This window comes from Pseudomonas sp. SDO5532_S415 (assembly GCF_054071155.1).
In genome coordinates, this window is record NZ_JBSVWS010000001.1 from 34,405 (window position 1) to 49,192 (window position 14,788).

Consider the following 14,788-nt stretch of genomic DNA (forward strand, 5'->3'; position numbering starts at 1 on the left):
AAAGCAGCGACTGGAAATTGATGCCGGTCGCTGCAAGAGCGCCCTAATCAACAAGCGTTCCGACTTGGGACTCACGAGCACACTTGCCTAGGTACCAGGTAGGTAACGGGTGACGGTGCATCCTGGCTGAAATGGCCACCAGCACCTCCCAAGGTGTGTCGTGCCATGCGAACGCTTCATGCGAAGGACAATTTCTTGGCAGGTTTTCAGATGCATAGACCTCCTCCGCTGGTGTCTTTCGAAAACCTGATAGAGCCCGCGACACCCCGATGGAGTTCAAGCTGACTTCAGAGCCCGTCAACGATTGGAGGCCTATTTGTGGAAACCACCTTTCCATGGTCACCCCTTTCAGCAAAGGGACAACGTTTGTTGACAGCTTAGTGAGCAAATCCTGATCGTTCAGAATGCCGGCAACAGTACCCAGCATCGGAACCAAGGTGGTGGTTTTGAAGAACCGACTTTTCAGGGTTTCTTTTTTATTGCGTAGCGCCAAGGCATCTTCGATATCGTCGGTATCTACAGGCATGGCAAGGTCATGGCGCAGTGCCGTTTCGAAGCGATCGACGCACTCGCTCACGATGACTTTTGCGTTGGTAAAATCGCCTTCAGCCAGAAGGGCCGTCAGTGCGATTGAAAGATCGATGGCTTGTCCGTCGTAGACGGGCAGCAAGCACCCTTTGTGCAGATTGAGGAAGGTAATGAGTTGATTGTGCAGCGCCACGCGGTTTGACTGCTCCGCTCCCACTGCCCGGAGCAACAGCAAGGCTGTGCCCAGACGTCCAAGCTCATCGCAGACGAGGTCAATGTAAAGAACGTTGTCAGGACGGTACCTCAGCATCTTGCGCCGATTCAGCAGTGACGGCAGTACCCGATCGTAATAGCGGCTCAGAGCATTTGAATGGAGTTGCACCAGTGTTTCAAAGCGCTTGAGGAACTGAGCGTCGCGCTGTACATCGAGTGCTATTGCTGCGCCCCACAGGCGTAACAACAGGTATTCGCCCGAGAGTATGCCTGGCTTATGGTTGCCTTCGCTTTGCCCCCAAACGAGCATCACACCCCACCCCATTGCCGCTGCAGCCGCGCGCTTTAGAAAACGCTGCTTACGAGCTTGCGGGGTTCTTTCTTCAGCTTCTTCAGGTGCGTCTATGCACTCTTCGACGAAGCGTATGAACCTTGAGAAGGAGGCATCCGTGTCTTCCAGTCCGGCCAGGGCAGCCCGTAAATCCGATTTGCCTTTTTCCAGCAGCAACGCATCGTCAAATAGGTGTTGCTCGATGAGAGGACTCAGATGATCCATGCCCCAGAAGTCTAATGAGCAGAGGTGGCAAATCTCCGAAACCTCTTTTGACAGTGATGAGTAATCAGATTGGGCGTCTTGCTTCAGGATGCCGTTTGAGACCAAAACGATCTTTTTCTGACAGGTGCGCAAGTGAGCCGGCAAGCGATTGCGGATGTACTCGGTTGCGGCCTGTCGGATGGAGGGATGGATCGCCTGCTGCCCACTGTAGAAGTCATTGCGGTTTACGTTGCCAAACTTGATCACGAATAGAAACGCTTCGGTCTCTCCATCGGCGTTTACTTGTGTAGATAGAACATCGACACCGCCCTGGTTGACCCCGACCTGAGCACGACTCAGCACTGAGTGCCCCATGGCGAGGAGCAGGTCTGGAAGAAGCGCATCCAGCTCGTCACGTTCGCGCAGCCCTGAGAGGTAATGAGAAAGGACTAACTGAATGCTCATTTGTCTGACGCTCTCCACAGATTCTTCATAATTTGCGCATACCGGATCGGGTCGGTGATCCAGGTTTGAGGCAGCTCAATACTCATTTCTTCAGTGAACATTGGGATGATTGCGTCATTGGGCTCGCGGTCAGTCACGTACTCCATCGCTACGCTATTGGAGTATTTGAAATGCTGGGCTGTCGTGATCAGATCAAACAAAGAGTTCTCACGCACCTGTTCCATCATCGATCGATTTTCGTCGCGCCGCAGATATCGGAGGCTGCGCCGCATATCCGATGACATCCGAAGCTCGACTAAGCCGGGAAGTGCATCTAGCTCTGCGGCTTGGGTGACCAGCCGCTCCAACGTGGCTTGAGCGACTTCTGAATGAGCAAAGGGTGAGTGCTCTGCCTCTAGCAGGCGTTTGCACGTGACAGGATATTCTGCAATCAGAAAATCAATTACCCGGGTGGTCATGCGTGTGAAAGGTCGCGCTTCATGAAGACTCAAGACCCAGCCAAGAACGACTGAGACAGGTGCGGTCAGCACACACATCCGAGATGCAACCGCTATGGCAGATGACTCAGGCGCATCAGTGAGATCAAATTTGAGCAACTGAAGGCATTGCAGATGACGAACGCTGAGGTGATGCATTAACGCTTTGCTGATGCTGTGATGTGCTTGCTTGCCTATCCATTCGCAGGCAGCCAACGTGAACAGATCTGAGTCTGCGATTTGTAGCAAACAATTGTTTGCCTCAGCTAGGAGCCTGCCTCGGTCAACTCCCACCTCCTCTGCCTCGCACCAGAGGGCATAAAACTCACTTAGTAGTGCCTCTTCCTTTCCCTGTCGAGCTTCGTTGTATAGCCGCAGGTAAAGGTCATTGAACCGCATCATATCCATCTACCATGAACTCCTGAGGCAAAGGTGATTGCTTGGTACCGGTGAAAACCAGGTTGTCCAGGCCTGAATCGATTAGCCGCCTTCGTTGCGGGACCTCACGGGTTGGTCACCCAGGCAGGTGAGCATTACGTAGTGGCTCTGTGCTACATTTTGCGCCACAAACTACATTGGATTGCCGAATTAAGCCAAGAAGCCACTGCGGCGCCAGGCCATTCATCAGCCAAGGAAGCAGCACCACTCACGACGGATCGCACTGATGTCTTTGCTCATACCTATCCTACTTGCACTTCTGACCAAGCGGTTTTTTCATAGCCGGCTTTGCCAAGGTCAATACAGCTTTTCGGCTACTTATTTCGGCTGGGGCGTTGCGGGAACCGTCGCGATTTCAATTGGTGTTTTTTGGCTACTGGGGCCAATTTTCTTTGAGCAGGATCATGGTAGAGGTGACCGAGCACTGTCGGTTACCTTTCGTATCTGGAGCCTAATCACCACCTTCTATATGACAGGGATTGCATTAGGGCTTAATCAAATCCGTAAAACGGTTACTTCTTCCCTGCTCAAGTTCTACATCATTTTGCTGATTGTCAGCACAGCACTGCTGTTCTTGGTCAGCCTGGCGATAGCACCGGTTTACTGGATTATTTACGCAGTGGGTGCGTTCGTGATGTACAAAATCGATGCAGCTCAAAAGGCGACGGTACACACGAGATAAATCCGCGCGAAATTTACGCGCAAAACGGACACAAAAAGCCGCCCTTTTCGAGGATTCGAGGCTCACCACCCAAGAAGGACGCTCAGGCTTTCAGCAGTTTTCGCATGGCCCTGCACATGGAAAAAAAGCGCCTGGCTACGCACAGCACGTGGCGCCCCGCTAAAATGTAGCTGTATTTCAGGATTGCGAACCAAGTATGGCAAAGGCTCCAAGGAAAAAGTCCGCAAAGGTGTCTCCAACCAACGAAGACCCGCCTGCAAAACGTGGACGGAAAAATGTAGCAAGCCCTGTCTCCACGGGTGATCGTGGTGGTTCATTCGAGCGCCGCGTTCAAGCTGTCCGCCTTCTCGCCATGTGTCTGGGATTGCAGTGCCCAGGTGCTCGTGATGGATTCGTTATCACCCGCTTGCTGTTCCAGGGCCGAGTTTTTGATCACGACACAGACGATTTGATCATTTTCCTCCGACATCCCCTCACCGGGCAGACTGCCAAGCAATGTTTGCAGATGAAGCGGTCCCTGAAGCCCACTGATAATAAAATCTTTAATGAGGCGGTCGGGCTCGCTTGGTTAGATTTCTCCAAGGCTAGTTTTCAACGCAACCTGGACGAACTCCTCATCGTCTATTACGCCGCCAGCATTTCCTCAATGCAGGGAGCCGTAGAGGTCGTCCGTTATGCGATGGTTTCCAGCTCCGCTGACGATTGGCACGTGCGCGTTCACGCAGAAAAGTTTAGTAACGAGAGCAACCGCAAAGCCTACGCAGCGATCAAACACGCGGTGGAGCTCCAAAAAGGTGCAGAGGTGGATAAAGAGGACCTCTACCCCTTTATGCTTCATCTTAAGTTCATGTCACATGACCTGGACTCTGACCGTACCATTGAGGTCGACAATCAGAAACAGCTCATTGGCCAGCGAATTTTTTCCCGTCAGAGCAACGATGTGTGGGCCTTGCTTCAGACCGTATGCGCGGAGCTGAACAGCTCGGCTGGGCAAGTTTGTGAGGACACAGCAGAGCGTCATCTGGGCTCGCTAGCCCTGGAGTTTCAACTCACTCGTTCAATCTTCAATGGCTTCCATGCCGGTCGAGGTGGGGGGCTGGATGGCACAACGGGCACGCTGACCTCCGCCCTCCCTTTAAGTCTTGAGATCCAAGGCCAAATTGCAGAGCTTTTGAAGCCAAAGCGAAGCAACAGTGCAGTCGTCCAAGGCGTTCTTATTGCAGATGACCTCCCCTCAGGTAGCGCTGCTTCTGCAAACTCATTCATATCACGACAACTCGATCAAATCACCGACGGGCAACGTGAGCATCGATATGAGGACAGCCTGAGGCAACTGGAGCTCCTTCAACGCGATTTGGATGACTTCGATGACCATCAGAAGGCCAGATGGTATCTGCTCCGCGGCCTTTCGCTCTGGCATCTGGGCAACGATGAGGCCGCTGCAAAAGATTTCGATAGTGCTGCTAGCCTTTGTGATTCGGATGACCGTATCGCTGCGGGCGCGGTGCGCGCTCGATTGCTTCGGGATGAATACCAGGCAGCACTGGAAATTGGCCGCGCGATGCTGGAAAGGTTTCCTGAGTCCTTTACCGTCTGGGCTGTGACAACCAATGCTCGGCTGCTCGCTGGCGAGCGATTAGATGAAAATGATATTCCGAGCAATTTTGCAGACAAGGCTGCGGCCTGGCAACTGATAGCCTCGTCGCTCGCCGGGATGGGCGACGATGATGGCGCTGTACGTGCGATTCGCATAGCCCTGGACAAGCCAGACTCTTCGTTCTTCATCTTTGAGTCTTACCTTCGCTACGCTATTCGCCTCGCGACGCTGGATGAAGTTCGAGTGAACTGCCGATCACTATTGCCCGGTCATGCTGAGGTCTTATCGGACGCGATGTCTCGCTTCGATGACCGCGACAATACGATCTGGTCTTCTCAAAGCCCCAAAGTAGTCAGCGATGTCATCGCTCACTTGGCCTATGGGATGATACTGCTTCAGCGGCCCTCAGAAGCTATCGAGCTAATCCAGCAAGCAAAAATAAAGGGCGTTCGTGTCACGGACGTCATGACCCGGGTTGAAGTCGAGGCTATGTGCGATCTCGATTGCTGGAAAGAAGTGATCGACCGCTTCGAGGATGCGATCGACACGTTGCCCGATGAGTCCCTACTTCGGTTCGGCCAGGCGTGCATCGCACAATCCCGTCCAGATCTACTGCAACTGGCTCGCGAAGAGGTGGCGCGGCGTACAGAGTCCGACATTGCACCTCGTATTGCGATCATGCTTCGGCACATTCACTGGGACATGTTGTTGCTGCGTGACGATACAAAGGCCGTTCGCACTGAGCTGGAGGAGGCTGGCATCACACCGCTCAGTAATTCTGTCATCGATTTGTGCTTTGCGAGCCGAGCGTATGACGACGAGGTGCTGCAAAATCGTTATGTAGATCGTGTAGCGGAGCTTGCCCCTAAAAGTACTGAGCCGCAGGAGCTTGCAATGGGAGCGCGAGCGTTGCTTCGTGCTCACCGCTATGAAGATGCGATTGGCCTGTTTGAAAAGCTGCTGCCAGCGGATTCGTTTACACCACTGCATGTTGATTTGCTTCACTGTTACACCCTGACAGGTCGACAGGCGAAAGCCCTTAACCTCCTCGAATCGATGCCCGCAACTTGGCGCGATTCGCCCGAAGCTCGAGAGCAGGCGCTGTTCCTCTTCAATAGTGTGGGCGACTGGGCACGCATGCGGACGGTCGTAGAACAGTCAGTCTGCGAGAACCGTAAAAATGCGAACGCCTGGCTCACGCTGATTCGTGTTGCAGCGTGCGAAGGCGTACTCGATTTGGATACGCTCGTCTCGGACATGCCCCGCCATATGGAGGGAACCCCTAAAGACCTGTTGTTATTGGCCAGTATTGAAATGCGTCACGGTCAAGTTGAGAAAGGCTTGAACCGGATCGCCCACGCTGTGCGAAACAATCTCGGCGACGTTGAGCTGGCTGCAACTCACATACAGGTGATGTTGACCTTGTCGCAAGAAGCGACGGAGGTCATGGAAAAGGTTCACCAGGCTCTGGATGTAGTAGAGCCAGGAACCTCCATCGCGCTAGCCGACGAAAGTGGCAGTCTTCAACGTGTCAGCATCGATTTTTCGGGCGCAACGTCCCCATCCTCGGGTGCTGAGTTCATCGCGCCTGATTCGGAGTTCGCGACGAGACTGATCGGTCTGCGTGTGTCAGAAACGGTATCCTTCGACAATCTGATGGGCACTCAGGTGTTGGAGCTTAAGCACATAATGTCCCTTCATCAGCGTCTGCTGGAACTGTCGCATAAGCTTGTCAGAGACTCAGTTGTACCGAGCAAGTCCCTCGTTGCAATGACGATCCCAACAGATGCCAATGGCGAGATGGATTTTTCGATCTTCCTGCAGCAACTCGATCGACATCAATCTCAGGTCGCCGAATCACTTGAGCTTTATGAGCAGCATCCACTCACGCTTAATTTGATCGCCGACCGATTGGGGCGAGATGTCATTGATCTTGTTCGCGGCTGGCCCTTGGACGGCCCCTACCTAGAAGTCTCCATGGGAGTGGGCACAGCTCATGACACCCTCCCCTGTCCACTCCAAGCATCGAGCTGGGTTCTTGATCTCGCCATGCTTACCGAGCTCGCGATGTTCGGCCTTTTGGATGTGCTGAGTCATCTGCCCAAGGTATACGTCAGCACCGCCACACGACGGGCGCTCGACATGAAGATCGAATCATCGGCCACACTGCGCAAGAGTGGCACAATGTTCACACATGAGGGGCAGCTGGGATTCCATGAAGAAACCGAGGAGGCACGCGTTCTCGACCAGGCCTTCCTCCGCAGTATCGACATCGCAATCGCGAGTTTTTGCACTGTTGTACCTGCCTACGGACCACTCCAACCCGCGCCGGAGCTACAGCGACTCCGGGACATACTTTCTACGGAAGAGCATGCGTCTCTCATGCTATGTAAGGAATATGAGGCTGGCCTGCTTACTCTGGATGCACGCCTGCGTCAACTCGCCTCAGTACTAGATCTGCATTCTGCCTCGCCCCAGATGCTACTCAAAGGTTTGGCTGACGCCGGCGCCCTTAGACATGTCGAATATTCATGCGCACTGATCAAAATGATCATCGCACGCCGCGCCTTCATCTCAGTAAGCATCCCTGATCTCATTGGGATGATGGACCAGGGCCTGGCTTTTGCGAACGCAGGTATCAAAAGCCTGCGGGAATATCTCGCGGCACCAACCGTGGAATTCGGATCGGCAAGCTTCACTATCATCGGCTTTATTTGTCAGATGTATGAGTCCGGCAGGTGCACCTTTGCCATGCTGTTGGAGTTGATTGTTCATCTGCTTGAACCTCTATTTCGGCATCCACATTGCCCCGATGATTTTCTCAGCCGAAGCCTCAAAGGATTCTCGCCGTTGCGTGAGCACGGGTTTACGACTACACACTTCGAGCTCATCAAGCGTTTGCTGATCAGGGCCAAAGACGACTCGCAGCATCCGAAAAAGACGAAAACGCTGAATGGCCAGGTTGTTTATCTGCGGATGGCACCGCTATACAGCGTTGAAGACAAGGACGCGTTGCTGGCCCTTACCGTGCCCGCTGCCCCTCCTATGGATGAATCGATAATTTCCGAACAAGGTACTGAACAGGAAAGCACGCAGGATGTGGATATCGTCCGAGAACAAACCACGGGTAATACGCTAGGTGAAGCAGAAGCGCGAGTTAAGACAGGTGATACCGAAGAATAAGCAAGACCACCGATTTGGATAACTTTCGACGTTCACCACCCTGATCAGCTACAAAACTGGACGGTTACAGTGGTGTAGCCAGTGTTGGGGTAACTTCCCGATCAGACGATCGTGATTACGAATTCAACTCACTTAGCAATATTGTTCGAATTCGTGCTGAAGCTCCTTCCCCTCGCCGACAGATAGCGCACCTGAAATACGTTTTTAGATTCCAGGCGAAACAGTCGAGCACTTCAGAAACAGCACATTTTTGGAAGATGCCGAAACAGTTCGACCAGCATAATTGCGCGCTGCTAAAAGCTCACCGCATGGATGCATTGCTCGATCAACGCCTGCATTTTCTCGTCGAGACTTGGCTTTAGCACCATTAGGAAAGCTGCCACGGTGCCCACTAAATGCTAGGGAAGCCAAATGCCGATTCGCCAATCAGATTTGCTCAGCAATAGCTTCAACCGTTCAGCTCAAGGCCCAACAGGCCCGCGCTCTGGACAGCCTACCGTTTTCCTGAGCCATAGCCACCAGGATGCCCCGCTCGCCTTGGGCTTGCAGGAAATGCTCAAGAGGCAAGGATGGGACGTCTATATCGACTGGCAAGATCAGACGATGCCTGCGATACCGGACGTTGAGACGGCGTTCAACATCAAGGTCGCAATTGTCCAAGCGGACTGGTTCTTATTTCTCGCCACACAAAACTCGATGGCATCCCGTTGGTGCCCATGGGAAATCGGCTTTGCTGATGGCAAAAAAAACCATAACCGCATCGCGATCATCCCCACCTCAGATAGCCAGGGCCGCTTTTACGGCAACGAGTACCTGAGCCTTTACAACAAAATTGACGTTCCCAGTAATGGCCTTGGCTTGGCTCTGTTCGACACGCGAGGCAATGGTACTTGGGTGCGCAACCTTTAACTCCACCTCTACGGTAGTGCAAGAGAATGAAAAGGGAACATTTACGGCTCATTGAGACCCTGTCCAAGGAGCTGGCGGAAGGAAACCTCGCAATTTTCGCAGGCGCAGGCTTCTCGCAAGGTGCAGGTTTTGTGAATTGGAAGACGCTGTTGAAGCCAATAGCGGACGAGCTGGATCTTGATATCGACAAGGAAACAGATCTGGTCGCACTGGCTCAATACCACGCCAACGCAAATGGTACTAACCGTTCGAAACTCGATCAGATGTTGGTGACCGAATTTTCGGCAAAGGTTAAAACCACGGATAATCACAAGATCCTTGCGAGGCTGCCGATCCAGACATACTGGACAACGAACTACGACAGGCTGATTGAAACTGCTCTTGAGAACAACGAGAAGATTCCTGACGTCAAGTACACCGTCAAGCAACTGGCCACGACCAAACCAAAGCGCGACGCGGTGGTGTACAAGATGCACGGAGACGTCGAACACGCTTCCGAGGCGATTCTTATCCGTGATGACTACGAACGTTACCACGTGAAAATGCAACCTTTCATCACTGCGCTCAGTGGTGATTTGATTGCGAAGACGTTCCTGTTCCTGGGCTTCAGCTTTACCGACCCCAACCTCGACTACATCTTGAGCCGGGTGCGTATCCAGTACGGGAAACACCAGCGCCAACACTACTGCATTCTCCGAAAGGTCAGCCAGGAAAAGGGCGAGGAGCAGGCTGATTTCGAGTATCGCGAACGCAAGGAAGAGCTTTTTAAGCAAGAGCTGCTTCGTTTTGGGATCAAAGCCATCTATGTCGACGATTTCCCTCAGATCACGGATATCTTGCGGGAGATTGAACATCGTCATAAACGCAAGACCATCTTCATCTCAGGTGCTGCCCACGACTACAGCCCCTGGACAGAGGCCGAAGCCGAACAGTTCGTCTACAAGCTGAGCAAGGCCATCAGCAAAGAACAGTATCGCGTGATCTCCGGGTTCGGTCTGGGCATTGGCAGCGCGGTGATTACAGGCGTCGTCGAGCAAACCATCATGAACGGGCATCGTCTGGACAGCGACCAACTCATCTTGAGGCCCTTCCCGCAAAGCCAATCCGGTGAGCGGCCGTTGAAAGAGCTGTGGACGGAATATCGCCGGGACATGCTCGCTCATGCGGGTATCGCTCTCTTCCTCTTTGGCAACAAGGTCGAAAAGGATGGCGAGGTAGTACCGTCCAACGGCATGCGCGAGGAGTTCGATATCGCGGTGGCCAACGGCGTTTTTGTCATTCCGATAGGGATCACGGGCTCGATCTCGGCAGACCTCTGGAAAGAGGTTATTGAGTCGTATGACGAGACGAAGTACGAGCATGGAAAAAACATCACTCCCCTGCTCCACGAATTGGGCGCTAAAGGCACTGACCTGGCACGTGCCCACGACATCATCCTCCAACTGCTGCCCCTCATTTAAGGACGACCATCATGGCAAGAAAGGTATTTTTCAGCTTCCAGTACGAAGACGTGCAGCGTGCGATGAACGTACGCAACAGCAACGTCATCGCCTCCGACGACAAGGTGGGCTTTATCGACAAGGCCGAGTTCGAAGAAGTCGAGCGCAAGGGCGAAGCGGCCATCAAGCAATGGATCAATGATCAGCTGTATGGCACGAGCGTCACCGTGGTGCTTGTTGGGGCAACGACGGACAAAAGCAAATGGGTGAAATATGAGATTGAGCAAAGCATTGAGCGAGGCAATGGCATCCTGACCGTCGATATCAGCAGTATTTCAGATTTCAAAGGCAACACGTCCTCGTGCTGTGCGCTTCGCGTATCAGGAGCACCTCATTACCTATGGAAGAACAACGGCCGCGAAGACCTTGGCAAATGGATCGAGGCAGCTGCGACGGCTGCTGGCAAGCCATGAATAAACACGAGGCGCCGGTAGGCGCCTCTTTTTACAGAATAGGGATTGTCTGATGTACCTAGGCTTTGAAATCGAACATTACGTACCGACCAATCATTTCATTGAATTTCAAATCGACCGCTACGTTGATAACGCTGAGACTCGAATTGGTAATCTCGCACGATTTATCATCGGCTCTTACAACCGGCGCATTATTTTGGACGCCGAAGCATTGGCGGCCGTAATTTTTCCTGAAACGCATTATGACGTTTTTCTTTCCCATTCTCATGCTGATCAACGTAACGCTATCGATCTTGCACTTGCGCTTGGAACCCACGGATTGAAGGTCTTCGTCGACTCGACCGTCTGGGGCTTTTATGGCGATCTCGTTCGGATGATCATCGCCGAGACACGCCCACTCGATGACGAGACGAAAGAAGAACACGTCAATCGCATACATGCCGATGTCCACATGATGCTGGCAGGTGCCCTGCACCGTACGATTGCCAGAGCTGAGACGTTCGTTTTTGTGCGTTCTGAAGAGTCTGTTCCTTTGAGTTTTGGCGACAAAGCGAGAACTCTGTCACCCTGGCTCTACTCCGAGCTACAGTTCAGCTTCCAGGTCCAGCATGCCACCCCCAAACGAATTCAAGAGCGGATACAGGGCGCTACTCTGGATGGCGTCAAAGGGTTCAACAACATGAGTCTTGAGAGCATGCAACATCTCATGGCGTTTAGGGCATTTAACGACCACTTGCCTTCTGTGCATGGCGACAGTCTGCGCGACTGGCTCGTTCAATTGCCGACAAGTATCCAAGGCAATGGCTTACTGGACTTGCTCTATAGTCGATTCGACCTGCCTGGACAATACCGACGCCGCAGGGAGTCACTGAAGCTTTAACTTCTAGCCCGCATAAAATTGACTTGGTCTACTGCCAGGTTTGCTTGTACTCGGGGTGCGGTTTTCCGCATCCTTGAGGAACTGACCGATAGCCATATGCGTTGTCCAGCATCTCGCGAAGAAAACACTCCCTGGAATGCATTGATCAGCATACCTGGCCACCCAAGTGCAGACACGGTCTCAGCATTTAAATGGCTAATCTCACTGACTTTCCCACCCGCTTTTCAGTCGACGTGACCAATCATTTTTGTCGAATTTTACCATCCCTTTGCGTGTCTCCATGACAGGCAGAGAACGGCCAATAATGGACATTCGGATTAGACCCGCTTCCGGCCACAAGCGGAAAACTCTGTTGGGTGTCGTAAATTCAGACCTTAACGTCGGTCGTTCCAGTCACTGACCAATAGGCTTCTGACTCCCAGCGAACGGAGATGGTGTGCCAATGCTTGACGGTCTTAAGTACGTTCGCAGCCTCAAGATCATTGGCGTCTAACGGTCGCCATCCGAGCCCTCGTCGAAATCCCCCCGCAAGCCGAACAGTTATTGGGTATTTGTTTAAGAGACTCATCTGAGCATCAGCGAGGGGATTCGAATTTGCACCTCCCTCTGACGTTGGATTGGCTAACTGGACGGCGTCATCTTCCCAGCCACAAAGGGGACAGATTTCGTACGAGCCATACTCGCATTCCAAGGTTACGAAACCGCAGCAAGGGCATGGTAGATCACACATACGACATCACCTGATTTTTGGTCTACCGGTATCGGTCAAGTGCCCTTTTACTCGGGTCGGAGATTGTAAGAGCTACTTACCGACGGTCAAGGTCCGCTCTGGGCCGTTTTCCGCCTCTCACATATCGAGTGCCGCCGGGGCCTGTCTTATTATCGCGGAACAACAATGACCATCGGCGTCGGCGCCGCCGGTGGCATCATCATCCCTTCGCTTTTGACGACAGTTACACCGTGTTTCTTGATAGTTTCATACACCTGTTCTGTCGCTGCAGAGTCGTTATAGCCCCCCTCGTCAATGACCACTGTCAACGCGCTCTGACGTCGCTGCTCGATGAGTTGTACCTGCTTGGTCCGGATGTACGATTCCCAGGCAACCTTGTCCAGCGAGGACAAATCGATACGCAGGATTTCCGTGTACTTAAGCGCCGAGGCATCCCAGCCAAAGACATTGATCTGCTCCTGGGTCAGGGCGAAGGTGCAAAAATGGTAACCACCGGTGGTGGACCCCGGGGTGGAAACAATCAACGAGCAGCGTCCATGCTGTACGATCGTCCCCTTGATATCCGGAAAATCCTTGACGACCTGGGCCGGGAACTGCGCTCGATCATAATAGATGGTTGCCCTGTCGAGGGGGGTGGTGTTGCAACCAGACAACGCGACAGCTACGCCTATCGTCAGGCTGGCAAGAAAATTACGCACGTATCACTCCTGTGGGGCTTTCGAAGCATTCAATTAGGCCTGGCTCAAACGCGATACAGATTGCGACGGAATCACGTTGCGCTAAGTTAATCCGTAGGAAGGCAAAAAGCCATCACTCCATTCTGGCCCTTATAGACGAATTCGGTTCCAGTCCATGGCCCTAAGATTCGAACCTTTTTTTACCACTTCATTTTTCAATAGCTCTGCTCAATCGTCCGCGTTCGGCCAGAAGCAGCCGCTCAACCGGGCGTTGTTTTCGCTCTTGGTGCACCTTCGCGCAAACTTTAATCCTGCAATGGACGTCATCCTCATCACTAGCTACGATCGCCAATCCGCGACCATTGATCGACGCGATGAACCCAGTCCAACTGTCCACAAGCCAACTTAGTGGCAAGGAGAGTCCGAGTTGAGCGAAAAGGAATTGTTTCCCTTGCCCCCCGAGAACAGAGACTTTAAGAGAAGCGTTGAGTTAAGCAGCTCTGTTGAAGATCCTTTGACCGTGGTGCCCATGGTCGCAAATACCCAATCGTGGGCGGACACCTCTGCGACTAGGGCTATGGCGGTAGCCAAGTCCTGGGAAGAAAGCCCTACGGCGAAAGCCATGGCGGCGGCAGTCAGATCCTGGGAAGACAACCCAACGGCGAAAGCCATGGCGGCGGCAGTCAGATCCTGGGAAGACAACCCGACGGCGAAGGCCATGGCGGCAGCAGTCAGATCCTGGGAGGAAAGTCCCGCAATGAAGGCTATGGCGGCCTCCACTGCTTGGAAAGGAAATTCGGCTTTCAAAGCGGCGATAGCAGCGGTCAAGTCTTTGGAAGCTTATCCAAGGATGAGAGAGCTTGCGGGACCGACTCTGACCCTAGCTACATGGGGATTCTCAGGAGAGGTAACTGTCGACGCGGTACTCGAGGAGTTAGCGACTCGAACCAACACTCCATTTGAGCAAACTGCAGAAGAGCCGAACGAACTGCTCCAGAAGGGTGAGCGTCGGAGCCCGTTAGAATTGGCTGATGTATCTTCGGTTGACGTGGCTTCAGACCCTGCATCCAATCAGTCTCTCAATGGGATACCAACATGGATTCTGTTGTTCTGGCTCTACATCGTGGCCCCTCTGGTGTTTGTGATGGTTAATTGGGAAAGCGCGCGGGTAGGTTTGGCCGATTTGAATGCACGACTTCCCCAGACTGAATCGCTTGCGGAAATTAGAAAATTTATCCGTACCGAGATAGCCGGTAAGCCAAGCGACGTTCGGCTAGTTAAAGGGAAAAACGTACGTCTGAGAGAGAGGCCGGGAATGAAGGCCGACGTGATACTGCTTTTGCCACCGGATGCGATAGTGGTTGTACTTGGCAAGGAGGATAGAAACTGGCTATACGTCTCATATGAGCATCAGGGCTACATGATAGATGGATATCTTTCGACAAAGTTTTTGAAGAAGGTACGGAAGTAGCTTCTGGTCAGCGCCTAGGTAACGTTCGTTTTTGACCAATTTTGGTCTTTCACCAACGTCAGCTATGGGTTGATAGCTGCCCTTCGCAACAG

11 protein-coding genes are annotated in these 14,788 nt (G+C 52.8%); 7 read left to right on the forward strand and 4 right to left on the reverse strand.

Going from position 1 to position 14,788, the window contains the following annotated elements; translation table 11 throughout:
* Positions 1-43 precede the first annotated feature (43 nt).
* Both ACW9HW_RS00160 and ACW9HW_RS00165 read right to left on the reverse strand, forming a co-directional pair.
* Positions 44-1,741: a hypothetical protein gene (locus ACW9HW_RS00160; RefSeq protein ID WP_457397278.1), complete on the reverse strand. Its 1,698-nt coding sequence runs from the start codon at positions 1,739-1,741 to the stop codon at positions 44-46.
* Positions 1,738-2,625 (reverse strand): hypothetical protein, encoded by an 888-nt coding sequence (locus ACW9HW_RS00165; RefSeq protein WP_457397279.1) that lies wholly within the window; start codon positions 2,623-2,625, stop codon positions 1,738-1,740. The genes ACW9HW_RS00160 and ACW9HW_RS00165 overlap by 4 nt, the downstream gene beginning before the upstream one ends.
* A gap of 256 nt (positions 2,626-2,881) precedes the next feature.
* Between ACW9HW_RS00165 and ACW9HW_RS00170 the strand changes: the two genes are divergently transcribed.
* From ACW9HW_RS00170 to ACW9HW_RS00195, 6 genes are all read left to right on the forward strand, one after another.
* The gene (locus tag ACW9HW_RS00170; RefSeq protein ID WP_457397281.1) at positions 2,882-3,337 is read left to right on the forward strand and encodes a hypothetical protein; all 456 of its coding nucleotides are present in this window, start codon (positions 2,882-2,884) and stop codon (positions 3,335-3,337) included.
* Positions 3,338-3,566: 229 nt separating this feature from the next.
* Positions 3,567-8,117 carry a PIN domain-containing protein gene (locus ACW9HW_RS00175; protein WP_457397283.1) on the forward strand — a complete coding sequence of 1,517 codons (4,551 nt, stop codon included), beginning with the start codon at positions 3,567-3,569 and terminating at the stop codon, positions 8,115-8,117.
* Positions 8,118-8,528: 411 nt separating this feature from the next.
* Positions 8,529-9,026, forward strand: a complete 498-nt coding sequence (locus ACW9HW_RS00180; protein WP_457397284.1) for a toll/interleukin-1 receptor domain-containing protein — start codon at positions 8,529-8,531, stop codon at positions 9,024-9,026.
* A gap of 26 nt (positions 9,027-9,052) precedes the next feature.
* Positions 9,053-10,486, forward strand: coding sequence for an SIR2 family protein (locus ACW9HW_RS00185; protein WP_457397286.1), 1,434 nt, complete (start codon positions 9,053-9,055; stop codon positions 10,484-10,486).
* A gap of 11 nt (positions 10,487-10,497) precedes the next feature.
* A complete protein-coding gene (locus ACW9HW_RS00190) occupies positions 10,498-10,938 on the forward strand; it encodes a TIR domain-containing protein (RefSeq protein WP_457397287.1) in 441 nt (146 codons plus the stop codon).
* Positions 10,939-10,990: 52 nt separating this feature from the next.
* Entirely contained in the window at positions 10,991-11,818 is an 828-nt protein-coding gene (locus ACW9HW_RS00195) for a hypothetical protein (RefSeq protein ID WP_457397289.1), read from the forward strand.
* 367 nt (positions 11,819-12,185) lie between these two features.
* On the opposite strand, the gene ACW9HW_RS00200 is transcribed toward ACW9HW_RS00195, so the two are convergent.
* Positions 12,186-12,548, reverse strand: a complete 363-nt coding sequence (locus tag ACW9HW_RS00200) for a CPCC family cysteine-rich protein (protein ID WP_457397290.1) — start codon at positions 12,546-12,548, stop codon at positions 12,186-12,188.
* A 149-nt stretch (positions 12,549-12,697) separates the two neighbouring features.
* The gene (locus ACW9HW_RS00205) at positions 12,698-13,246 is read right to left on the reverse strand and encodes a hypothetical protein (RefSeq protein ID WP_457397292.1); all 549 of its coding nucleotides are present in this window, start codon (positions 13,244-13,246) and stop codon (positions 12,698-12,700) included.
* A gap of 406 nt (positions 13,247-13,652) precedes the next feature.
* Between ACW9HW_RS00205 and ACW9HW_RS00210 the strand changes: the two genes are divergently transcribed.
* Positions 13,653-14,696, forward strand: a complete 1,044-nt coding sequence (locus ACW9HW_RS00210) for a hypothetical protein (RefSeq protein WP_457397294.1) — start codon at positions 13,653-13,655, stop codon at positions 14,694-14,696.
* Positions 14,697-14,788 lie beyond the last annotated feature (92 nt).